The organism is Arthrobacter sp. BK1 (genome assembly GCF_056680055.1).
In genome coordinates, this window is the sequence record NZ_CM155263.1 from 3,031,731 (window position 1) to 3,051,510 (window position 19,780).

Genomic DNA, 19,780 nt, shown 5'->3' on the forward strand with positions numbered 1-19,780 from the left:
ACTTTACCGGCAAGGACTAGTCTTTCTTTCATGACCAAATGGGAGTACGCCACGATTCCGCTCATTATTCACGCCACAAAGCAGATCCTGGACCAGTGGGGAGAGGACGGCTGGGAGCTCGTCCAGGTCGTCACCGGACCCGACGGCAATGGCCTGGTTGCCTACCTCAAGAGGGAGAAGCAATAGCAATGAGCACCCCCGCAGAAACCACTTCAGACTCAACAGATTCACAGGATTCAACCCCGGCTTCAACGCCCGTTTCGGCCGTCGAGCAGCGCCTCGCGGAACTGGGACTGACCCTGCCTGAGGTTGCAGCTCCGGTAGCCGCGTACGTTCCCGCCGTGATTTCCGGCAACCACGTCTACACCTCGGGCCAGCTGCCGTTCGTGAACGGCAAGCTCGAGGCCACCGGAAAGGTGTCCACCGGCACCGAAGGTTACGCCGACGAGCCCACAGTGTCGCCCGAGGACGCGCAGCGGTTCGCCGCGATCTGTGCCGTGAACGCGCTGGCTGCCGTGAAAAGCGTCATCGGCGACCTCGACCGGATCACCCGGATCGTCAAGGTTGTGGGATTCGTCTCGTCAGACCCCACGTTCACCGGCCAGCCGGGCGTCATCAACGGTGCCTCCGACCTCCTGGGCCGCGTCCTGGGTGAGGCGGGGCAGCACGCCCGTTCCGCCGTCGGCGTGGCTGTGCTGCCGCTCGACTCTCCGGTCGAGGTCGAACTGATCGCCGAATTCAGCTAGGACCGGTCGCTTCCTTTGCCTCAGCTCGCCCGACGCCTGTTTGTCCTCCCTCCAGATCTTGAAGGGGCGGCACGAAGCTGGATCGATCACGGTGAGCGGACCCCGCGTGCCGCCCGCTACGCTTCCTCCGTCATCCTGCTCCGCGATTCTCCGACGGGCCTGGAAACGTGGCTCGGCTACCGGCCGGGCTCCTCGCCTCTGGGGGTGCTGGCCTTTCCCGGCGGCTCACTTGACGCGTCCGACGACGACGCCATCGGCTGGCTGGGCCCCTCACCCCAGTACTGGGCTGAGCAGATGGGAACGGCCGACGTCGGGCTGGCGCGGCGGCACGTGGTGGGCGCCATCCGCGAACTGTTCGAGGAAACCGGGGTGCTGCTGGCTGGTCCTGACATGTCCAGCACAGTGGAAGCCACGTCAAGCCAGGAGTGGATGCGTGCCCGCGTGGCCGTAGCCGACCAGGAGAAGACGCTCAGCGGGCTGCTCTCCAAGCGCGGGCTGTTCCTGCGGACCGATCTGCTGAAGCCGCTGGTCAACTGGCGGAGCCCGGACTTCTCGCACCACCGGTTCGACACCCGCTATTTTGCCGCCACCGTCCCGATGAACCAGCAGCCTACGCTCCTGGAAAGCAAGGGCGTGTGGGGCCGCTGGGTGTGCGCCACGAAGGTTATCGCTGAACGGGACACCACCAACCTCGGTGATGAAGTGGGCCAGGAAAACACCGTTGGCCTGACCCTGAGCCAGCTCCTGGTGCCCGGTTCCGAAATCATGCTCGAGAAGATGGCGGCCGCGAACGGCTGCATCGCCTACCTCAGCTACAAGCGCAAGCCGCACGTCTACCAGCCGACGCTCGTTGACGAGGACGGAAAGCTGATGCTCGAAGTCGAGGCCGCAAAAACCTCTGCCGCCGATCCTCAGCGCGACCGCTGACCCCGCTCCACCCCTCAGACGCTCTGGCAGTTCCTGCACGTTTTCGGGTGACGCTCTGGCAGTTTCCGCAGGTTTTTAGGCGACGCTCTGGCAGTTCCTGCGCGCGCTGCCCATCCGAACGCTCTGGCATTTCCTGCACGTTTTCGGGTGATGCTCTTGCAGGTTCAGGGGTTTTCGAGGAACCCTCTTTCACCCCCTGCTTTGCCTATGCACCCGCGATGCGCTTTAGCCGGATGGCGGCGTACGGCCGGCTGGGAAGGTTGCCCGCTGTCCAGGACTCGTCGGATGGCTCCACCGGTATTTCTCCGCGGCCATCGCGGATCACCAGGACTATCGTGCCGGTCACGGCCGCCAGGGACGCCAGACCCAAGAGCGCCAACAGGACCACTACTGCCAGGGACATCGTCATGCACCTCTGACTTAATTTTATGTCGGCGCGCTCTTTCCATCACTTAAGTAGCTGTGGAAGGACTAAGACAATGCCAGAGGGTTTGGCGGGAACGTGCAGGGAGTGCCAGAGGGTTTGGTGAGAACGTGCAGGAGGTGCCAGAGGGTTTGGTGGAGGACGCAAAAAGGCCCGAGGTCCGGCATCCGGTAGCGTGCGTCAAAGCGACGAAGGAGCAGCACGCGGGGCCCACGCCATCAGGGGTCCCCGACCGAGCATGCGAGGTCGGGGAGACGGCGGGGAGGATGTCGGCCTCGGGCCGGCAGATTAGCTCGTCAGCGGGAGCGCTGGCGGAGGCGCTGCATGTCCAGGATGACCACGGCGCGGGCCTCGAGGCGCAGCCAGCCGCGCTGGACGAACTCGGCCAGGGCTTTGTTGACCGTTTCGCGGGACGCGCCCACCAGCTGTGCCAGCTCTTCCTGGGTGAGCTCGTGGGCCACCAGGACGCCGTCGGTAGCCGGGCGGCCGAAGCGGTCGGCCAGGTCCAGGAGCGCTTTGGCAACACGGCCGGGAACGTCGGAGAAGACCAGGTCGGAGAGGGAGTCGTTGGTGCGGCGCAGGCGGCGGGCCAGGGCCTGCAGCAGCTGGGCCGAGACCTCGGGGCGGGTGCGCAGGAGGGCGTTGAGGCTCTCGTTCTTGAGGCCGGCCAGGCGGGTCTCGGAGACCGCCGTTGCGGTGGCCGTGCGGGGGCTGGGGTCGAACAGCGCCATTTCGCCAAACAGTTCGCCCGGCCCCAGGATGGCGAGCAGGGACTCCCTGCCGTCCGGAGAGGTACGGCCCAGCTTCACCTTGCCGGAGACGATGAAGTAAAGCTGGTCCCCCTGGTCGCCCTCGCGGAACACTGAGGCGCCGCGGGAAAGGTCCACCTCGGTCAGCTCGTCCGTCAGCAAACGGAACGCTTCGTCGTCGAGCGTGGCGAAAAGGGGCGCTCGGCGCAGTACCTCGATGTCCATAAAATCTCCTGAATAAAAGTTTCGGCTGTGGCGCTTGTGCCATTGTTTCAGAATTTTGGCGGTTCTGTGACGTACTTGGCAGCCGATTCGCCCCGAGGAGCCAGCGCGGAAGCCTGATGGAGCCGCGGAAGGTCAAGGATCCACGCCTGCGGGCTTTTGCGTAGGGCCTGCCCCGGTGCGGCGGGAATCCACAGAATATTGTCAGCCAGCGCCACTAGAATTGGGACTCAATCGTAAATAAGGAGCCTTGGTGTTTGGCTTGACCGTTTTGGACCTGGTGCTGATCCTGGCCCTGCTGTCGTACCTGATCTATGGCCTGCGCAACGGCTTCCTGGTGACCCTGGGCGGAATCGTGGGTTTCGCCGCGGGCGCCGTGGCCGCTTTCTTGGCCGTCCCCCTGGTCAGTGACTTTGTCGAGGACTCCGGCTGGAGGCTTACGGCGATCGTGGCCGCCGCCGTCGTACTGATGGCCGTGGGGCACGGCATGGGGACCATGATCGGGCGCAAAATCCGCGGGGCCGTGCGGATCCGCCCTCTGCGCGCAGCGGACCGGCTCATCGGCGGCGCAGCCAACGTGGTGGTCTCGGCACTGGTCATGTCCATGCTGGCTTTCAGCATCAGCTCCCTGGGCGTTCCGTTTGTGTCCCAGCAACTGGCCGAGTCCAAGGTCATCCGCTACATCGACGGACTGACCCCTGTTCCGTTGAAGGCCACCATGGCCCAGCTGCGTTCCACGGTGATAGGCAACGGAATTCCCACCCTGATCGAGGGGCTGGACAAGGCCCCGCAGGTAGCCGTACCGAACGCCAGCACTGATACTGCGGCACTGAACCTCGCCGCGGAATCGGTCCTGAAAATCGCGGGAACCGCCTACCAGTGCGGCCAGAACCAGACCGGCACGGGCTTCGTGGTTTCGCCGGGCAGGGTGGTCACTAACGCGCATGTGGTGGCGGGCGTGTCGGAGCCGGTTGTTGAGCTGGCCGACGGCGGGGCGATGCCCGGGCGGGTGGTCTACTTCGACACCCGGCACGACCTCGCAGTGGTGGCCGTTGACGGACTGAGGGTAGAGCCACTGGAACTGACCTCGGACCTCCCGGCCGGCAGCCCGGCCGCGTTCGCCGGCTACCCCCACGGCGGGCCGTTCATGTCCAAACCGGCCACCGTCCAGGACATCGCCTCGGTGCTCGTCCCGGACATCTACGGAAACAACCCGTCCCCTGAGGAGATTTACCGCCTTGCCGGCGACGTCCAGCCCGGGAACTCCGGAGGGCCGTTGCTGACCACGGACGGGCTGGTGGCGGGCGTCATTTTCGCCAAGGCAACCTCCGACGCCGAGATGGGATTCGCCATCACCATGGACGACCTCTACCCGGTCGCCTCCCAGGCCGCCGGCATGAGCGCGCCTGTTTCGTCCGGGCAGTGCATCCAGAAGTAGGCACCCCACGTGAGGCGGCTAGAGCGTTTCGCCCAGGTAGTCGATGGCCAGCTTGTAGCCGAACACGCCTGCTCCCACGATCACCGCGGCGCAGACCGGCGAGAGGAACGAGTGGTGCCGGAATTCCTCACGCTGGTGCACATTGGTGATATGCACCTCCACTGCCGGAACCTGCACCGCCGCCAGAGCGTCACGCAACGCAACAGAGGTGTGGGTGAACGCGCCGGCGTTGAGCACAATTCCGACGGCGGTGCCGCGGGCAGCGTGGATGACATCCAGCAGGACGCCCTCATGGTTTGACTGGACGCATTCCACCGTGAAGCCGTGGGCCTCACCCGTTGCGGTGGCCAACTGTTCCACATCGGCAAGGGTGGACGTGCCGTACTTTTCCGGCTCGCGGGTGCCCAGCAGATTCAGGTTGGGTCCGTTGATGACCAGGATGGTCCCGCGGCTGTCTTTGTTGGAGGTGGCTTCAGTCATGGGTGCAAATCTAGCGCCAGAGTCACGGCCAAAAGAAACGCGGGGTCGCTTTACGCCGGTCCGGGGCCCCGGAACGGGCGTAAAGTGACCCCGCGTTGCCTTGGAAGCGCTGGGTAAGGGCGCTTGCGGAGCACGGAGGGCTAGATTGCCGTGAACCTCAGCAGTAGTGCGTGTTCCGGGTTGAGGATGGGCATCGGCAGCCCCACCTCGGCCAGGAACCGCCCGCCCGCAACCGCACCGTCGGCAAGCCAGGCCGGGGGACGGACCTGCGTGAAGGTGTGGGCGTAGTCGGCGTCACCGGGTGCCGGGAAGATGGCCTCCACCCGGTAGGAACGTTCCGGTTCCAGCCCGGGGATGGTGATCCGGCCGGTCTGCTCGGCGAACGAGGTGCGGGTGCTCACCAGGGCGAACAGCGCCGCCGTCGTGCCCTCAGGGCCCGCGGGGGCCACCACGCCGTGCAGCATCAGGGATCCGTCCGCAATGTCCGCACGGACCATGCGCCCGGAGTGGATCAGGTCCCGGTGTTCCTTGTAGAGCCCGATGAAGCGTTTGAGCTGCTCCCGTTCGGCGCCCTGGACTTCGCGGACGTCCCATTCCATGCCGAAGTGCCCGAAAAGAGCCGTGATGGCGCGGAAGGACAGATCGTGCGTGCGGGCCGTGGTGTGCGAGGTGGTGGGGCCGACGTGCCCGCCCACCAGCTCCGGCGGGACCACCAGCCCGGTCCAGCGCTGGATGGTCTGCCGTTCCAGGGCATCGTTGCAGTCCGAGGCCCAGATCCGGTCCGTGCGTTCCAGGATGCCCAGGTCCACGCGGGCGCCGCCCGAGGAGCAGCTTTCAATCTCGACGCCGGGGTGGGCCTTCTTGAGTTCGTCGAACAGGCGGTAGGCGGCCAGGGTCTGCTCGTGGACGGAGGACCGTCCGGCGTGGCCGTGTTCCAGGAGGTCCCGGTTCTGGTCCCACTTGAGGTAGCTGATGTTGTTCTCACGCAGCAGGGCGTCCACGCGGTCGAAAATGTACTGCCACGCTTCCGGGTTCACCAGGTCGATGATGTGCTGGTTCCGCCATTCAAGCGGCAGGCGCCCGCCGTCCTTGTGGGACGCGGCGGACGGCCCTGCGATCCACTCGGGGTGGGCCCGTGCGATGTCCGAATCGAGGTTGACCATTTCCGGTTCCACCCAGAGGCCGAATTCCATCCCGCGGGAGGTCACGGCGTCGATCAGCGGGGTGAGGCCGTTCGGCCAGAGGGTTTCGTCGACATACCAGTCGCCCAGGCCCGCGTGGTCGTCCCGGCGGCCGCGGAACCAGCCGTCGTCGAGCACAAACCGCTCAACGCCCAGCTCCGCGGCCGAGTCGGCCAGCTCGATCAGCGTGGGCAGGTTGTGGTCGAAGTAGACCGCTTCCCAGGTGTTAAGCACCACCGGTCGGGGCTTGCCGGCAGCCGCGCCGGTGGTGCCGGTGGCGGACGCCGTGGGCAGCACGTGGTGGGGGCGGGACCGGAACCAGCTGTAGAACGCCTCGCTGATGCCGTCCAGGCCGCGGTCCGAGTAGGCGGCGAACAGCGCCGGCGTGGTGTAGCTGGCCCCGGGTTCGAGGATGACCTCGGCCGGTCCCAGGAGTTCGGAGCCGCCGATCATGGTGCGGCCATCGCCGATGCTGTCCGCGAACTGTTCGTGGTTGCCGCTCCAGGCAAGGTGGGTGGCCCAGACCTTCCCGTGGCGGTTGCCGAACCCGGGGGTGCCGGCAGCGAAGAGCAGCGAGGAGTCGTGCCCGGTGCGGCCGTGCCGTCCGGTCCGGACCCAGGTGCCCTGCTGGATGGACCGGCGCTGCGGGTGGTTTTCCCGGCACCAGCGGCCGGTCAGGTCAAGAAGTTCGGTGGCGTCCGGTGCCACGGGGAGGACCGTTGCCAGTTCGTCGAGCTGGTAGGGCGTGGTGCCGTCGTTGGTGAGGGTGTGCCGCAGCTCCAGCAGTCCGCCGTCGTGCAGGGTGAGGGAGGACGAAACGGTGACGCCGGCGTCGGGATCGGACTGGACGACGACGGCGGTGCTGCCCTCGGTGCCGGCCGTCACCGTGCGTAGGCGGGCCGAGAAGTCGAGGCCGGAGACGCCGTCGGCGATGCGGTGGCCGCGGAGGCCGGGGCGGCCGCGCCAGCTCGAGGATGCCTGCGGCAGAAGGCCGGCGGGCACTGTGGCGTCGATGGCGGAGTGCGGTACCGGTTCGCCGAGGATGGCGAGGTCCGGGAGGGTGCTGCCAAGGTCCGCACCCCAGTGGATGACCTCGGCCTCCCCGCAGTCGAAGCTGATCACCAGGCTGGTTCCGGCGGAACGGAGGTGGAGGGGGTCCATATAAAACACTGTCCTTCTAGGGGATGGGAGTAAGACGACGGGGGCTGCGCGCCGCGGGGATGTGGAGCGTCCGCGGCGCGCAGCCGGTAAACCTGGTGGCCTACTTGAAGAGGGCGTTGACCTGTTCGTTGGCCTGCGTCAGGGAGCTGGCGGGCGCCTTGCCGGAGACCACGGCGTCCATGGCGGGCTCCATGATGCCCTTGACCTTGGCGGTGTTGTCCGTGATGGGGTACAGGAACGTGGTCTTGTTCTTGACGTGCTCGGTGAAGGCGCTGACATCAACGCCCTTGGCCTTGAACGCTTCGGCAGCCTTGTCAGAGGAGGCTTTCAGAGCGGGGAAGACAACGGCCTTGGAAGCAACGACGTCCTGGCATTCGGCCGAGGCGAGGTATTCGACCCACTTGATGGACGCATCCTTCTTTTTGGTTCCGGCCCAGATCGAGTCGGCCAGGCCGTTGAACATTGAGGCGCGCTCGCCTTCCGGTCCCACCGGGGTGGGGGCGATGCCTACTTCGATGCCCTTGTAGCCGGTGTACTGGCCGGTCATCCATGAACCGTGGGCGTTGATGGCGGACTTGCCCGCTGCGAAGGTATCGGCCATTGCCGCGCCGACCGTGGTCTCCAGCTTGGGCATGTAGCCCTTCTCAGCCAGCGCTGCGAACCACTCCATGCTGTCCTGGAACTTGGGGTCGTCGTAGTTGTACTTCGTGCCCCACGGGTTCTTGTCCGTGTGCGACCAGCCGGTGGTGTTGGTGAGGTAGCTCCACTCGGTCTGGCCCGAGGAATCTCCACCGCCGTTCAGCCCCAGGCCGTACACCGCAACGTTGTTTTTGTCGAAGCCGGCCTCGTCCCCGCGCTTGCCGCTCTTGTCCACGGTCAGGTGGGCGATGACGTCCTCGTAGGTGCCGCCGTCTTCCGGGTTCCAGCTGAGGGTCTTCATCTGGTCCTCGGTCACGCCTGCGCTGGCGAGCATGGCCTTGTTGTAGAACAGGCCGATGGTGTCCCAGTCCTTGGGCAGGCCGTAGCGTTTGCCGTCCTGGCCCACCCAGAGGTCCGCGAGGCCCTCGTTGTAGGCGGTGAGGTCCACGTTGTCCTTCTCGACGGCTTCGTCGATGGCCAGCAGCTGCTTGTTTTCGGCGAGCTCGCCGTAGCGGCCCAGGTGGTTGGTGAAGACGTCCGGAGCGGTGCCGCCCACAAAGCCGTTGGTGAGGGTGCTCCAGTAGTCGTCCCAGCCGCGCTGGGTGATCTTGACAGTGACGTCCGGGTTGGCCTTCGTGAAATCGTCAGCGCACTGCTGGTAGGCGGGGAGCTGGTTGGCGTCCCACAGCCAGTAGCTGATCTCGCCCTTGGCCGCTTCGGCTGAGGAGGATGAGCCGCTGCACGCGGACATTGAGAGGGCCACAGCTGCGGCGACGGCGACGGCGCCGAGGGTTTTCTTCATGGTGTTCTTTCCGTTCGGGGTGGGGTTTCTGGGACGGGTAGGGCGGTAAGTGCTTATTTGATGCCGGAGAAGCCGATGGAGTTCACGATCTTCTTGCCGAAGGCGGCGAAGAGGACCAGGACGGGAAGGGCCGAAACCAGGACCGCTGCCATCAGGCCGGACCAGTCGGGGGCTCCTTGGGGGGACTGCGATTTGAAGACGCCGAGGCCCACCTGCAGGACACGGACGTCATCCTGGGAACCGACCAGCAGCGGCCAGAAGTATTCGTTCCACTGGCCGATGAAGGTCAGCAGCGCCAATGTGGCGAGGGGTGCCGCCGCGTTGGGGAGGACGATCTGGAAGAAGATGCGCAGGTGCTTGGCGCCGTCGAGCATTGCTGCTTCCTCGACTTCGCGGGACATGTTCAGGAAGAACTGCCGCAGGAAGAAGATGGCGAACGGCGTCATGAACACGTACGGCAGGACCATTCCAAGCATCGTGTTGAGCAGGTCCAGGTTCTTGATCAGCAGGAAGTTGGGCAGTGCCGTGAAAATCGGCGGGACCAGCATGGTGCCCAGGAAGAGGCTGAAGACAAAGTTCCGGCCCTTCCAGCGCAGCCGGGCAAAGGCATAGGCCGCCATCGCGCTGAAGAAGACGGAGCCGGCAGTGGTGATGGAGGAGAAGATGATGGAGTTCCGCAGGTACAGCCAGAAATCGATGGTGGCACCGGAACCACCCTCGGCAACGGCGTCGGCCGGGCTCTGCAGCCCAAACACCCGCAGGAAGGCACCCCAGGTGAAATCAGCCGGGAGCAGGCTGGCGGACTGGGTGGCCAGCGCGCTGTTGGTCGACAGTGCGGTGCGCAGGACCCAAAGGAAAGGGACAACGGACACCGCGATGGCGAGGACAAGGAGGGCCCAGGCCCCGGCGGTGCGGGGATTGAACGGACGACGTCGGCGGGTTGCGGCCGGCAGCGGTGCGCGGCTGGTGGTGGTGGTCATGCGGGGCTCCTAGTCCAGGTCCGACTCGTTGCCCTTGAGGAACTTCATCTGGATGAAGGCCACCAGGGCGAGGATGAGGAAGAGAATGACGGCGATGGCGGATCCGTAGCCGAAGTCCGACTCCGTGAATGCGCGCTGGTAGATGTAGTACTGGATGACGCGGGTGGCGTTGACCGGGCCGCCGCCGGTGGTGACGGAGACGGTGTCGAAGACCTGGAAGGAACCGATCACGGTGACAACCAGGACCATGACCAGGACCGGACGCAGCAGCGGGAGGGTGATCTTGCAGAAGGTCTGGAACGGTGAAGCGCCGTCGAGTTTGGCCACCTCGTAGACGTGGCCGGGGATAGCCTGCATTCCGGCGAAGATGAGCAGGGCTGTGTAGCCCATGTGCCGCCAGGTGTTGATGATGGCCTGCGTGGGGATGGCCCATTCCTCGCTTCCGAAGAACGCGACGCGGGGGAGGCCGGCCCATTCGATGAACTGGTTGACGACGCCGATCTGATAGTCGAGCATCCAAAACCACAGCAGCGCCGCGATGATGTTTGACATCATCCAGGGCAGCAGCAGGGCACCACGGATCAGCGTGGACTTCGCCACCTTGTTCATCAGGAGTGCCAGGCCGAGGGCGAGGGCGGTCTGGAGGACGATGTTGAGGAAAACGTACTGGCCTGTGACGGCCAGGGAATTCCAGAACAGGGGGTCCTTGGCGATGGCCGTGTAATTGTCCACCCCTACCCATTCCGGGTCTCCGAGGATGTTGTACTCCGTGAAGCTGAGGTACACGCCGCGGATGGTCGGTACAACGTAGAAAACGATGAACCCGATCATGGCCGGGGCAATGAAGAGCAAGGCGATCTTGAGGTCGCCGAGCCGGCGGAACCCGCCGCGCGGCGCTGGAGCTCCGGATTCGAGCGGGGCAATTCGCGTGTTTTTGGCAAGGGTGGTCATCTTCGACCCTTTCCTGACTGTGATGGAGGTAACAACTGGGAATGAATCTACACGAGTAGATTTAGAGTGGCAAGACCTGATTGTCGTCACTGTTCGCAACATTTTATTCAGATATTGGTCTATTGACTCGTGTAGATTCCGATGAAACACTGGGAAACCTGACGGACAGCGCTTGCCCGGCTCCGGTTGCCAGAGCCGGCGTGATCCCCCAGCCCCACGGAAAGAGAGACAATGACGTTTTCGCTCGGCGTAGTAGGAGTTGGCCAGTTCGGCGGCCAGTTCGCCCACCTCTTCAATCTCCACCCCGGCGTCAGTGCCGTGTACGTGGTGGATGAGCTGCCGGAACGTGCGGCGGAGGCGGTGGAGCGCTACCACCTGGCCGGATCAAAGACGAGCTTCGAGGAGCTCCTGGCCTCCGACGTGGACGCCGTTGCCATCTTCACCCAGCGCTGGACGCACGGCCCGCTGGTGGAGCAGGCCCTCCGCGCCGGCAAACACGTCTACTCGGCTGTACCCATGGCTGTCTCCGAGGAGGAAATCGCCCGCATCATCGACGCCGTCCGGGAGACCGGGCTGGTCTACATGATGGGGGAGACCAGTTACTACAACCCCGCCACGGTCTATGCGCGCAAGCAGCTCGCCGCCGGAAAGTTCGGCCGGATCTTCTACACCGAGGGCGATTACGTCCACGACATGGACCTGGGCTTCTACGACGCCTACCAGTACAGCGGCGGTGACCGTTGGAAGGAAACGGCCAGCTACCCGCCCATGCTGTATCCAACCCACGCGGTGGGTGGAGTGCTGGGTGCCCTTCGCGCCCACGCTGTCAGCGTTAGTTGCGTCGGCGTCAAGGATGACCGGGACGATGGTGTGTTCGACAAGGACGTCAGCATGTTCGGCAACGATTTCTCCAATGCCACTGCCCTCTTTGAGCTCAACGACGGCGGCGTGATGCGCACGAACGAGATGCGCCGGGTGGGCTATCCGTCACACATCCGGGAGTCACGGTTCAGGTTTTTCGGAACGGAGGCCAGCTTTGAGCAGCTCGCCAAAGTCACCGTCTGGCAGGACAAGGAAAACGTCCATGACATCTCCGAACAGTTCGAAACCCGGCCCAGCATGTCCCTGGATGACCCGTCGCTGGCCAACGTGGCACCGGAGCTGAGGGACGCCTTCGTTTCCGGGCTCTCTCCCGTCCATGACGCGGAACGGTTGCCGGCGGAATTCCTCGGCGCGCCCAACGGACACGAGGGCAGCCACCACTTCCTGGTGGACGACTTCGTCACGGCGGTCAACACCGGCACGCTGCCCCCGGTCAACGCCTGGGTTGCCGCCAGGTTCACGTTGCCCGGCATCGTGGCGCACGCGTCCGCGATCCGGGGCGGGGAGCGGCTGCCGATCCGCGACTTTGGCGACGCCCCCGCGAACCGCTAGCTAGCATGGACACCATGACGACTCCCGTAGTGCAGGCCCCGCGCGGCCCGGTGACCCGCAAGGATGTTGCCCGGTACGCCGGCGTCAGCACCGCCGTCGTCAGTTATGTGGTGAACGGCGGGCCCAAGAAGGTGGCGCCGGCCACCGAAGCGAAGGTCCAGGACGCCATCCGCGTCCTGGGCTACCGCCCCAACGCGGCAGCCCGGGCCCTCAAGCTCGGGTCCAGCGAGACCATTGGCCTGGTCATCCCCGACAACAGCAACCCCTTCTTCTCCTTTTTTGCCCACGCAGTGGAGGACGCGGCCGCGGAACTGGGTTACGCCTTGGTGCTGAGCAACTCGGACGGAAACCTGGCCAAGGAGCGGCGCAACATCCGCAACCTGGCCGCCCGGCAGGTGGATGGTGTGCTGCTGGCCAGCGTCCTTTTCGAACCCGATCTGGAGTCCCTGGAAACGGCGGACATTCCTTCGGTCCTGCTGAACCAGGAGCGCGACGCCCCGGGGTTCAACAGCATCGGCGTGGACCTTGCCGCCGGCGCCCGCATGGCCGTGGAGCACCTGATCGGGCACGGCCATACCAACATCGGCCTGGCCATGGGCACCAACGTTTCCAGCAGCACTGACGGGCGTGAACTGGGCTGGCGGGAGGCGTTGCAGGCCGCGGGACTGCCGGAAGGCCCCATCGCCTACAGCGACTTCACCCGGCCCGGCGGCTACAGCGCCGGGCAGCGCCTGCTCGCGTCCGTCAACCGGCCCACGGCGATCTTCGCCAGCTCGGACATGCAGGCGATCGGCCTCCTGCGCGCGGTCCACGAAGCCGGCCTCGCCGTGCCCGGTGAGATCGCCGTCGCATCCTTTGACGGCTCCCTGGAAGCCGAATACGCGTGGCCGCCGCTGACTACGGTTGAGCAGCCTGTGGCCGACATGGCCGAGGCCGCCGTGGCTGCGTTGGTGGGCGCCGGCCGCGGCGAAAAACCGCGCCACCGGATCTTTCCCACGAAACTGCACATCCGCCAGTCCTGCGGCTGCCCCTGAACCAGGGGCTGCTGAACCGCGCGTCGCTGTTCGGCGCTAACCTGCGATCCGGAGCCTGCCGGTCCGTTCGCCCAGGATCCGCCGTGCCTCGGCGTTGAGGCCCGAATCGCTGATGACCTCGTCAGCCTCGTCCAGGGCGGCGATGGTGCTGATGCCCAGCGTGCCCCACTTGCTGTGATCGGCGAGGACCACCGTTTTACGGGCTGCGGCCACGAACGCCCGGTCCGTTTCGGCCTCCAGCAGGTTGGGCGTGGTGAACCCCGCCTCAGAATCCATTCCGTGCACGCCCAGGAACAGCACGTCCAGGTGCAGCTGCTTCAGCGCCGCCGTCGCGATGGGTCCCACCAGGGCGTCCGACGGCGTGCGCTCGCCGCCGATCAGGATCACCGTGGATGCGTAACGGGCTGAGCCTGCCGACGCGCCGTGGTGGAAAAGGTCGGCGATGCGCACGGAGTTGGTCACCACGGTGATCCGCGGACCGTTGACCAGTTCCTTGGCGAGGGCCCAGGTGGTGGTTCCCGCGCTGAGGCCCACCGCCATGCCCTCCTGGACCAGCACGGCCGCCTCGAGCGCGATGGCCCGTTTCTCCGCGGTCAGCTGGGTGGACTTGAGTTCAAAACCGGGCTCATGAGTGCTCGCATCGCCAGGAAGTTTAGCGCCGCCATGAATCCGCTCCAGCCGGCCGCCTTCCTCCAGCAGCTCAATGTCGCGGCGCACTGTCATCAAGGAAACGCCCAACTGCTGCGCCAGGTCCGAGACCCGGACCACCCGCTCCCGCTGGACAGCCTCAACAATGGCTTGATGTCGTGCAGCGGGAAGCATCGGAAGGAAATCCTTAAGACAGGGGACAGAACTGCCACAAGTCTAGGGCGCACTCAACGGGAGATGGGCAATAGACAGGGAAGGTCGGTTATCCGGAAGCGTGCGTCAAAGCGAGGTACGAGCAGCACGCGGAGGATGACCGACCTTCCCTGTCGGAGAAGCGACGGGTCGCGGACCTACTACTTCCGCAGTGACGCCGCGATCTGGGCCATGACGGTGTTGTCGGCCAGGGTGGTGGCGTCGCCGGGGTCGCGTCCTTCGGCGACGTCCTTGAGGAGGCGGCGCATGATCTTGCCGGACCGGGTCTTCGGGAGTTCCGGGACCACGAGGATGGTCTTCGGTTTGGCGATGGGCCCGATTTCCTTGGCGACGTGGTTGCGGAGCTCGGTGATGATGGCGTCGCCGGTGTCCACGGCGTCGCCGCGGAGGATGACGAACGCGACGACGGCCTGCCCTGTGGTTTCGTCCGCGGCACCGACCACTGCGGCTTCGGCGACCGTGGGGTGGGAGACCAGGGCCGATTCGATCTCCGTGGTGGAGAGCCGGTGGCCGGAGACGTTCATGACGTCATCCACCCGGCCCAGGAGCCAGATATCGCCGTCCTCGTCCTTTTTGGCGCCGTCGCCGGCGAAGTACATGGTCTCGAAGCGGGACCAGTAGGTTTCCTTGAACCGCTCCGAATCGCCCCAGATACCGCGGAGCATGGCCGGCCACGGCTCGCGGATGACCAGGAACCCGCCGTGGCCGTTCGGCACGGACTCGCCCATTTCATCCACCACGTCCACGGCGATGCCGGGCAGCGGTGTCTGGGCGGACCCGGGTTTGGTGGCGGTCACGCCGGGCAGCGGCGCGATCATCTGCGCGCCCGTTTCGGTCTGCCACCAGGTGTCCACGATCGGGGCGGGGTGTTCCTTCTTCTCGCCGTTCTTGCCCGCGTTGGCACCGATGACGTTCCGGTACCACATCCAGGCCTCGGGATTGATGGATTCGCCCACTGAACCCAGGACCCGGATCGAGGACAGATCGTACTTATCCGGGATCTCCCGTCCCCACTTCATGAAGGTCCGGATCGCGGTGGGGGCGGTGTACAGGATGGAGACCTTGTACTTCTCGATGATCTCCCACCAGCGGCCCTGGTGCGGGGAATCCGGGGTTCCCTCGTACATGACCTGGGTGGCACCGTTGATGAGCGGGGCGTAGGCGACGTAGGAGTGGCCGGTGACCCAGCCGACGTCGGCCGTGCACCAGTAGACGTCCGTCTCGGGGTGCAGGTCAAAGACTGCCTTGTGGGTGTAGGCGCCCTGGGTGAGGTAGCCGCCGGTGGTGTGCAGGATGCCCTTGGGCTTTCCCGTGGTCCCGGAGGTGTAGAGGATGAACAGCGGGTGCTCGGAGTCATGCCCGACGGCGGTGTGCTCGGCGGCTGCCTGCCCGACGGTGTCGTCCCACCAGTGGTCCCGGCCCTCGTGCCAGTCCACGTGCTGGCCGTTGCGCTTGACCACCACAACGTTCTGGACCGTGTGGCCGCTGCCGTCGCCCACGTGCGAGAGCGCATCGTCCACGGCGGTCTTCAGGGAGCTGGGCTTGCCGCGGCGGTAGGTGCCGTCGGCGGTGACCACGAGCTTGGCCTCGGCGTCATCGATCCGGGACCGGAGGGCCTCGGCGGAGAACCCGCCGAACACCACGGAGTGCACCGCGCCGATCCGGGCGCAGGCCAGCAGCGTGATGACAGCTTCCGGGATCATCGGCAGGTAGACGGCCACCCGGTCGCCTTTGGCCACGCCGAGGGATTCGAACGCGTTCGCGGCCTTCTTCACCTCTTCGGTGAGCTGGGCGTAGGTGTAGGTGCGGGTGTCGCCGGGTTCGCCCTCGAAGTAGATGGCCACCCGGTCTCCGAGACCGTTCTCCACGTGCCGGTCCAGGGCGTTGTAGGCAGCGTTGACCTCCCCGCCGACGAACCACTTGGCGAACGGCGGGTTGGACCAGTCAAGGGTCTGGTCAAAATCCTTGTTCCAGGTCAGCAGTTCCCTCGCCTGCCGGGCCCAAAAAGCCGGGCGGTCAGCCTCAGCCTCAGCGTAATCGGCTGCGGTGACGACGGCGTCGGCAGCGAATTCCGGGGTTGGGGCAAAAGCGCGGTTTTCCTGTAGCAGGTTTTCAAAAGCGTCACCCTGCAGGGTGGCGGCGGGAGCAGTGACAGCGGAGCTGTTCTGGGACATGGTGAACCTCATCATTCATCGATCTTTACGGCGGCTCTGCCGTCACCGGACCGTGCCCGCCACGTGCGCGGCGGCCACACCCCGTCACGGACAATCCGCGAAGAGCTGTTCCGGAATCCACCCTAATACTTCGGGGCTGTCCATGTGTGTGCGGTGTCACACCTGTGCCCTGAGCGGCATTTATTTAGCGGTGAATGGTTACCGGAGCCCCGGCGCCGCGGGCCGGCCGCCGCCGATCAGCTAGTGATCAGCCATGTCCTTGGCTAGGCTGAGAAAAGAATTGTGACTTCCACGGAGCCACGCTAAGGAGAACAAAATGAACGAGCAAAGCTTCGGCCAAAAGGTTGGCCATGCAGCGGAAGGCAGTTCCGATACTGCCTCCGGCAATGGCGCAACAACGGGCCCGCGGAAGCAGGAGGGCAAGGCCGGCACCACCAACCAGGCCGTCCTGGGCCTGTTCACATTGCGTGACCTGGCGGTTTTCGCAGCCACCCTGATTCTGCTGGTGGCCTCCCTGCTGCCGGTCTTCTTCGGCCGGTTCAACCTCTGGAACGCGGGCAGTCTGTTCTTCCTGGGACTTGGGATCGTGCTGCCGATGATTGTGACGGCCCTGTTCGTAGCCCGCCGGCTCGCCCCCGCCACGAAGGTCCGGATCGGATCCCTGTCCGTTGACCAGTTCGCGTCCGTGGTGGCCTCCTTCGCGCTGGCCTTCTTCTTCGTCTCCGCGGCCGCCGCGTATGTCCCCAGCCTGCTGGTTGGCCTGATCGGTTCGGTTGTGCTGTTCACCGCTACCGTGCTGAGCCGTTTCATTCCGTTCTTCGCCGGAGACTTCCTGGGCCGCGACGAGACCCCGTCCCACGTGGTGGCTCGCGACGCCGCAGCTCCGTTGCCAAGGCCTCACTCTCCCAAGGAAGCCAAGCCTGCCGCGGACGATGCTCCCCGCACGGGTATTTCCGCCGACTCGCGGACCTCTGTAACCCCGGCCAGCGCCCCGGCCGGCGGGTCCACCAAGGCAACAGCCGCGTCCGCGGCCCCGGCAGTGGTCTCGTCCGCCCCGGAGGTCAAGGAATGGACCACCGCCGGCGATCCCAGCCTCGCAACCCAGGCATCCGACGTCGTGCCTTCACCGTCCCCGGCGCCCGCCGCAGCATCGCCCGCCGCACGGCAGGCCCCCGAGCCGGCGCCCGCCCAGGAGACCATGGCCGGTGACATCCCGGTGGCTGCTGCGGCTGCTGCCGGGACGGCCGCCGGCGCGTCGGGCGCTTCCAGCGGAGCAGCTGCGCCCGCCGGGTCGAGCCGCGAGGATCTGACCCACGACGCCCGCCGGAGCCACGACGACGGCCTGGCGCCCGCCGCTGCCTCCGCCCGGCAGGCGGCTTCGGAACCCGCCGCGACGGCGGTGCACCAGCAGGTGGCGCCCCAGCAGGTACGGAACGTGGAGCCGATCGGTGCCACCGTGGACCCTGCCAGCCGGCCGGAAGAGACCGATGACCAGCCCGCGCACGAGGCGTTCTGGTTCGCCGTGGCCCAGCACCGTACGGCCGTGGACCCGCGCACGGGTGCCCCTTCCTTCGTCATTGAACCGGGCGGCTGGGTACTGGCGCTGGAGGATCGGGGCCACGAATTCCTCGTCCAGCACACCGACGGCCGGGTAGGCGTGCTCCGCGACCTCAGCAACATCGAGCGCGGCTAGCGTCCCGGGTGGCCACATCCGAGTCCCTGCTGGCGCTCAAGCGCCGGGCGCGGCGAATCAACCGGGTGTTGGCGGAGAAGTACCCTTACGCGCACGCGGAACTTGATTTCCGGAACCCATTCGAGCTCCTGGTCGCCACGGTCCTGTCCGCCCAGACCACGGACGTCACGGTCAATGCGATCACTCCGCTCCTGTTTTCGCGTTTCCCGGATGCCCGGCACATGGCAGAAGCTGACACGGCCGAACTCGAAGCCATCATCAAGCCCACCGGCTTCTTCCGGGCCAAAACCAGGAACCTGGTGGCCCTGGCCACGCGCCTGGTGGACGAGTACGACGGCGCGGTTCCCGGCAGGCTTGAGGATCTGGTGACCTTGCCCGGGGTGGGACGCAAGACCGCCAACGTGGTTCTGGGCAACGCTTTCGGTGTCCCCGGGATTACGGTGGACACCCACTTCGGCAGGCTGGCACGGCGCTTCGGCTGGACCGCGTCCGAGGACCCTGTCCAGATCGAATTCGATGTGGCTGAACTGTTTGAACCCAGGGACTGGACCATGCTGTCCCATCGCGTGGTGTTCCACGGCCGGCGGGTGTGCCATTCCCGCAAGCCGGCGTGTGGTGCGTGTCCGGTGGCCAACTGGTGCCCCAGCTACGGGCTCGGGGAGACCGATCCGGTGAAGGCCGCGAAGCTGCTGAAGTATGAGCTGGCGCCCGGCAGTGAACCCCTTCTGGAGCGGTTGCTCGCCGAAACCCACCGCGCCGCGGAAATCCGGATGGAATCCCAGAGGCGGGCCCCGTGAGCGCCCGCCAGGACCTGATCCGGCTGGTGCAACGATCGGACAACGGGGATGTCACGGCCCCCAACACCCTCTGGGCGGCGCTGACCGTGGACGAGGCCATCGCCCGCCGGGCCGCGGTCCTCATGCTGTTCGGTGTGCTGGACGATATCCCGGCGGCTTCCGGTGAACCCCTTGCCGCAGCCGATCTTGATGTCCTCCTGCTGGAGCGTGCCCACACACTGGGCTCCCATCCGGGCCAGGTCGCCTTCCCAGGCGGAGGCATCGACCCGGACGAGACCCCGGTTGCCGCCGCCCTGCGGGAAGCTGAGGAGGAGACCGGCCTGGACTCGGCAGGGGTGGAGGTTCTGGGCACTCTCCAGGAGCTCGGGCTCGCCCGGAGTAACTTCCTGGTGACGCCCGTTCTGGGATGGTGGGCCTCGCCGTCGCCCGTCCGCGTGGTTGACTACGGCGAATCGGCGCAGGTGTTCCGGGTCCCGGTCCGCGACCTGCTGGACCCGGCCAACCGGGTGACCGCTACGGTGAGCAGGGAGGGCAGAACGTTCAGCAGCCCCGGCTTTGCGGTCCAGGGCGTGCTCGTGTGGGGATTCACCGGAATTATTCTGGACGGGCTCTTCGAACAGCTGGGCTGGGCCGTCCCGTGGGACCGGACCCGCGTCCACCGGGTTGCTTTCTGACCGGGCTTTGAGCCGGGCCTGCCGGCGTCAGCTGCCGGCGCCCGGCCGGCCCGCACTCCGCGGCCAACCCGACGGCGTGGCTCAGCTGGCCTGCGGCGGCTGGCGAAGATCCACAACGATGCCGGTGGCCGCATTTTCGCGCAATGCTTTGATGCCTTCCTTCACTGCGCTGAGGTGTTTGTAATCGGGTGACACTGCAATAGTGTTCCCGTGCGAGTCAGTAAGCCTGAGCCGGTAGCACCCGTTGCTTACGCGGTGAATTTCGAATTTGCCCGCCATCTGCCGGACCTCCCCTTTTATGCGTCTTTGCATGTGTAGCTGAACCGTCTGCATCAGTCGCTTCCCTGACTGTAACGTCGCCCACAACGGCTCGGCCAGCTACTTGCGGGTAGGTTACGCCGGACTAACTGAGT

Annotated in this window: 19 protein-coding genes; 9 read left to right on the forward strand and 10 right to left on the reverse strand. The window is 65.9% G+C overall.

Annotated elements, in window-relative coordinates; genetic code table 11:
- The first annotated feature begins 30 nt into the window (after positions 1–30).
- Genes sp36 through AC1MCA_RS13835 form a run of 3 tightly spaced genes read left to right on the forward strand, consistent with a single transcriptional unit; the run spans position 31 to position 1,673 of the window.
- Positions 31–186 carry a Sp36 family protein gene (gene sp36, locus AC1MCA_RS13825; protein WP_011693223.1) on the forward strand — a complete coding sequence of 52 codons (156 nt, stop codon included), beginning with the start codon at positions 31–33 and terminating at the stop codon, positions 184–186.
- A gap of 2 nt (positions 187–188) precedes the next feature.
- Entirely contained in the window at positions 189–746 is a 558-nt protein-coding gene (locus tag AC1MCA_RS13830) for a RidA family protein (RefSeq protein ID WP_108600822.1), read from the forward strand.
- 15 nt (positions 747–761) lie between these two features.
- On the forward strand, positions 762–1,673 hold the full coding sequence (locus AC1MCA_RS13835) for an NUDIX hydrolase (RefSeq protein WP_479798206.1): 912 nt from the start codon (positions 762–764) through the stop codon (positions 1,671–1,673).
- A gap of 205 nt (positions 1,674–1,878) precedes the next feature.
- Here the strand turns inward: AC1MCA_RS13835 and AC1MCA_RS13840 are convergent, their stop codons facing one another.
- Both AC1MCA_RS13840 and AC1MCA_RS13845 read right to left on the reverse strand, forming a co-directional pair.
- Positions 1,879–2,082 carry a hypothetical protein gene (locus tag AC1MCA_RS13840; protein ID WP_479798208.1) on the reverse strand — a complete coding sequence of 68 codons (204 nt, stop codon included), beginning with the start codon at positions 2,080–2,082 and terminating at the stop codon, positions 1,879–1,881.
- A gap of 311 nt (positions 2,083–2,393) precedes the next feature.
- On the reverse strand, positions 2,394–3,071 hold the full coding sequence (locus AC1MCA_RS13845; protein WP_011693220.1) for a Crp/Fnr family transcriptional regulator: 678 nt from the start codon (positions 3,069–3,071) through the stop codon (positions 2,394–2,396).
- A gap of 250 nt (positions 3,072–3,321) precedes the next feature.
- Here AC1MCA_RS13845 and AC1MCA_RS13850 point away from each other — a divergent pair, with 250 nt between their 5' ends.
- Complete coding sequence (locus tag AC1MCA_RS13850; RefSeq protein ID WP_479798210.1) at positions 3,322–4,506, forward strand: MarP family serine protease; 1,185 nt, start codon at positions 3,322–3,324, stop codon at positions 4,504–4,506.
- Between the two features lie 18 nt (positions 4,507–4,524).
- On the opposite strand, the gene aroQ is transcribed toward AC1MCA_RS13850, so the two are convergent.
- The 5 genes from aroQ to AC1MCA_RS13875 form a co-directional block, all read right to left on the reverse strand.
- On the reverse strand, positions 4,525–4,986 hold the full coding sequence (gene aroQ, locus AC1MCA_RS13855; RefSeq protein ID WP_479798212.1) for a type II 3-dehydroquinate dehydratase: 462 nt from the start codon (positions 4,984–4,986) through the stop codon (positions 4,525–4,527).
- A 140-nt stretch (positions 4,987–5,126) separates the two neighbouring features.
- Positions 5,127–7,328, reverse strand: coding sequence for an alpha-galactosidase (locus tag AC1MCA_RS13860; protein ID WP_479798214.1), 2,202 nt, complete (start codon positions 7,326–7,328; stop codon positions 5,127–5,129).
- A 100-nt stretch (positions 7,329–7,428) separates the two neighbouring features.
- Positions 7,429–8,769 (reverse strand): ABC transporter substrate-binding protein, encoded by a 1,341-nt coding sequence (locus AC1MCA_RS13865; protein WP_479798216.1) that lies wholly within the window; start codon positions 8,767–8,769, stop codon positions 7,429–7,431.
- 53 nt (positions 8,770–8,822) lie between these two features.
- Positions 8,823–9,749 carry a carbohydrate ABC transporter permease gene (locus tag AC1MCA_RS13870; protein WP_108599040.1) on the reverse strand — a complete coding sequence of 309 codons (927 nt, stop codon included), beginning with the start codon at positions 9,747–9,749 and terminating at the stop codon, positions 8,823–8,825.
- Between the two features lie 9 nt (positions 9,750–9,758).
- On the reverse strand, positions 9,759–10,700 hold the full coding sequence (locus AC1MCA_RS13875) for a carbohydrate ABC transporter permease (protein ID WP_479798222.1): 942 nt from the start codon (positions 10,698–10,700) through the stop codon (positions 9,759–9,761).
- Between the two features lie 231 nt (positions 10,701–10,931).
- On the opposite strand from AC1MCA_RS13875, the gene AC1MCA_RS13880 reads away from it, so the two are divergent.
- Positions 10,932–12,134, forward strand: coding sequence for a Gfo/Idh/MocA family protein (locus AC1MCA_RS13880; RefSeq protein ID WP_479798225.1), 1,203 nt, complete (start codon positions 10,932–10,934; stop codon positions 12,132–12,134).
- A gap of 14 nt (positions 12,135–12,148) precedes the next feature.
- Positions 12,149–13,168 (forward strand): LacI family DNA-binding transcriptional regulator, encoded by a 1,020-nt coding sequence (locus AC1MCA_RS13885; RefSeq protein ID WP_479798229.1) that lies wholly within the window; start codon positions 12,149–12,151, stop codon positions 13,166–13,168.
- Between the two features lie 36 nt (positions 13,169–13,204).
- Here the strand turns inward: AC1MCA_RS13885 and AC1MCA_RS13890 are convergent, their stop codons facing one another.
- Positions 13,205–13,990 (reverse strand): DeoR/GlpR family DNA-binding transcription regulator, encoded by a 786-nt coding sequence (locus tag AC1MCA_RS13890; RefSeq protein WP_479798233.1) that lies wholly within the window; start codon positions 13,988–13,990, stop codon positions 13,205–13,207.
- 179 nt (positions 13,991–14,169) lie between these two features.
- The gene (acs, locus tag AC1MCA_RS13895; protein WP_479798237.1) at positions 14,170–16,203 is read right to left on the reverse strand and encodes an acetate--CoA ligase; all 2,034 of its coding nucleotides are present in this window, start codon (positions 16,201–16,203) and stop codon (positions 14,170–14,172) included.
- A gap of 316 nt (positions 16,204–16,519) precedes the next feature.
- Here acs and AC1MCA_RS13900 point away from each other — a divergent pair, with 316 nt between their 5' ends.
- Genes AC1MCA_RS13900 through AC1MCA_RS13910 form a run of 3 tightly spaced genes read left to right on the forward strand, consistent with a single transcriptional unit; the run spans position 16,520 to position 19,367 of the window.
- Positions 16,520–17,896, forward strand: a complete 1,377-nt coding sequence (locus AC1MCA_RS13900; protein WP_479798239.1) for a hypothetical protein — start codon at positions 16,520–16,522, stop codon at positions 17,894–17,896.
- 8 nt (positions 17,897–17,904) lie between these two features.
- Complete coding sequence (gene nth, locus AC1MCA_RS13905) at positions 17,905–18,693, forward strand: endonuclease III (protein WP_479798244.1); 789 nt, start codon at positions 17,905–17,907, stop codon at positions 18,691–18,693.
- Complete coding sequence (locus AC1MCA_RS13910; RefSeq protein ID WP_479798247.1) at positions 18,690–19,367, forward strand: NUDIX hydrolase; 678 nt, start codon at positions 18,690–18,692, stop codon at positions 19,365–19,367. Before nth ends, AC1MCA_RS13910 begins: the two co-directional genes overlap by 4 nt.
- 81 nt (positions 19,368–19,448) lie before the next feature.
- Here the strand turns inward: AC1MCA_RS13910 and AC1MCA_RS13915 are convergent, their stop codons facing one another.
- Positions 19,449–19,700: a YegP family protein gene (locus AC1MCA_RS13915; RefSeq protein ID WP_479798251.1), complete on the reverse strand. Its 252-nt coding sequence runs from the start codon at positions 19,698–19,700 to the stop codon at positions 19,449–19,451.
- Positions 19,701–19,780: the final 80 nt, after the last annotated feature.

Bases quoted from the DNA above. Each gene is read 5' to 3' on its own strand.
- AC1MCA_RS13885 (WP_479798229.1), top strand. From the start codon at position 12,149: ATGACGACTCCCGTAGTGCAGGCCCCGCGCGGCCCGGTGACCCGCAAG.
- AC1MCA_RS13870 (WP_108599040.1), bottom strand. From the start codon at position 9,749: ATGACCACCACCACCAGCCGCGCACCGCTGCCGGCCGCAACCCGCCGA.
- AC1MCA_RS13830 (WP_108600822.1), top strand. From the start codon at position 189: ATGAGCACCCCCGCAGAAACCACTTCAGACTCAACAGATTCACAGGAT.
- AC1MCA_RS13900 (WP_479798239.1), top strand. From the start codon at position 16,520: ATGAACGAGCAAAGCTTCGGCCAAAAGGTTGGCCATGCAGCGGAAGGC.
- acs (WP_479798237.1), bottom strand. From the start codon at position 16,203: ATGTCCCAGAACAGCTCCGCTGTCACTGCTCCCGCCGCCACCCTGCAG.
- AC1MCA_RS13840 (WP_479798208.1), bottom strand. From the start codon at position 2,082: ATGACGATGTCCCTGGCAGTAGTGGTCCTGTTGGCGCTCTTGGGTCTG.
- sp36 (WP_011693223.1), top strand. From the start codon at position 31: ATGACCAAATGGGAGTACGCCACGATTCCGCTCATTATTCACGCCACA.
- AC1MCA_RS13880 (WP_479798225.1), top strand. From the start codon at position 10,932: ATGACGTTTTCGCTCGGCGTAGTAGGAGTTGGCCAGTTCGGCGGCCAG.
- aroQ (WP_479798212.1), bottom strand. From the start codon at position 4,986: ATGACTGAAGCCACCTCCAACAAAGACAGCCGCGGGACCATCCTGGTC.
- AC1MCA_RS13845 (WP_011693220.1), bottom strand. From the start codon at position 3,071: ATGGACATCGAGGTACTGCGCCGAGCGCCCCTTTTCGCCACGCTCGAC.
- AC1MCA_RS13890 (WP_479798233.1), bottom strand. From the start codon at position 13,990: ATGCTTCCCGCTGCACGACATCAAGCCATTGTTGAGGCTGTCCAGCGG.
- AC1MCA_RS13915 (WP_479798251.1), bottom strand. From the start codon at position 19,700: ATGCAGACGGTTCAGCTACACATGCAAAGACGCATAAAAGGGGAGGTC.
- AC1MCA_RS13865 (WP_479798216.1), bottom strand. From the start codon at position 8,769: ATGAAGAAAACCCTCGGCGCCGTCGCCGTCGCCGCAGCTGTGGCCCTC.
- AC1MCA_RS13875 (WP_479798222.1), bottom strand. From the start codon at position 10,700: ATGACCACCCTTGCCAAAAACACGCGAATTGCCCCGCTCGAATCCGGA.
- AC1MCA_RS13860 (WP_479798214.1), bottom strand. From the start codon at position 7,328: ATGGACCCCCTCCACCTCCGTTCCGCCGGAACCAGCCTGGTGATCAGC.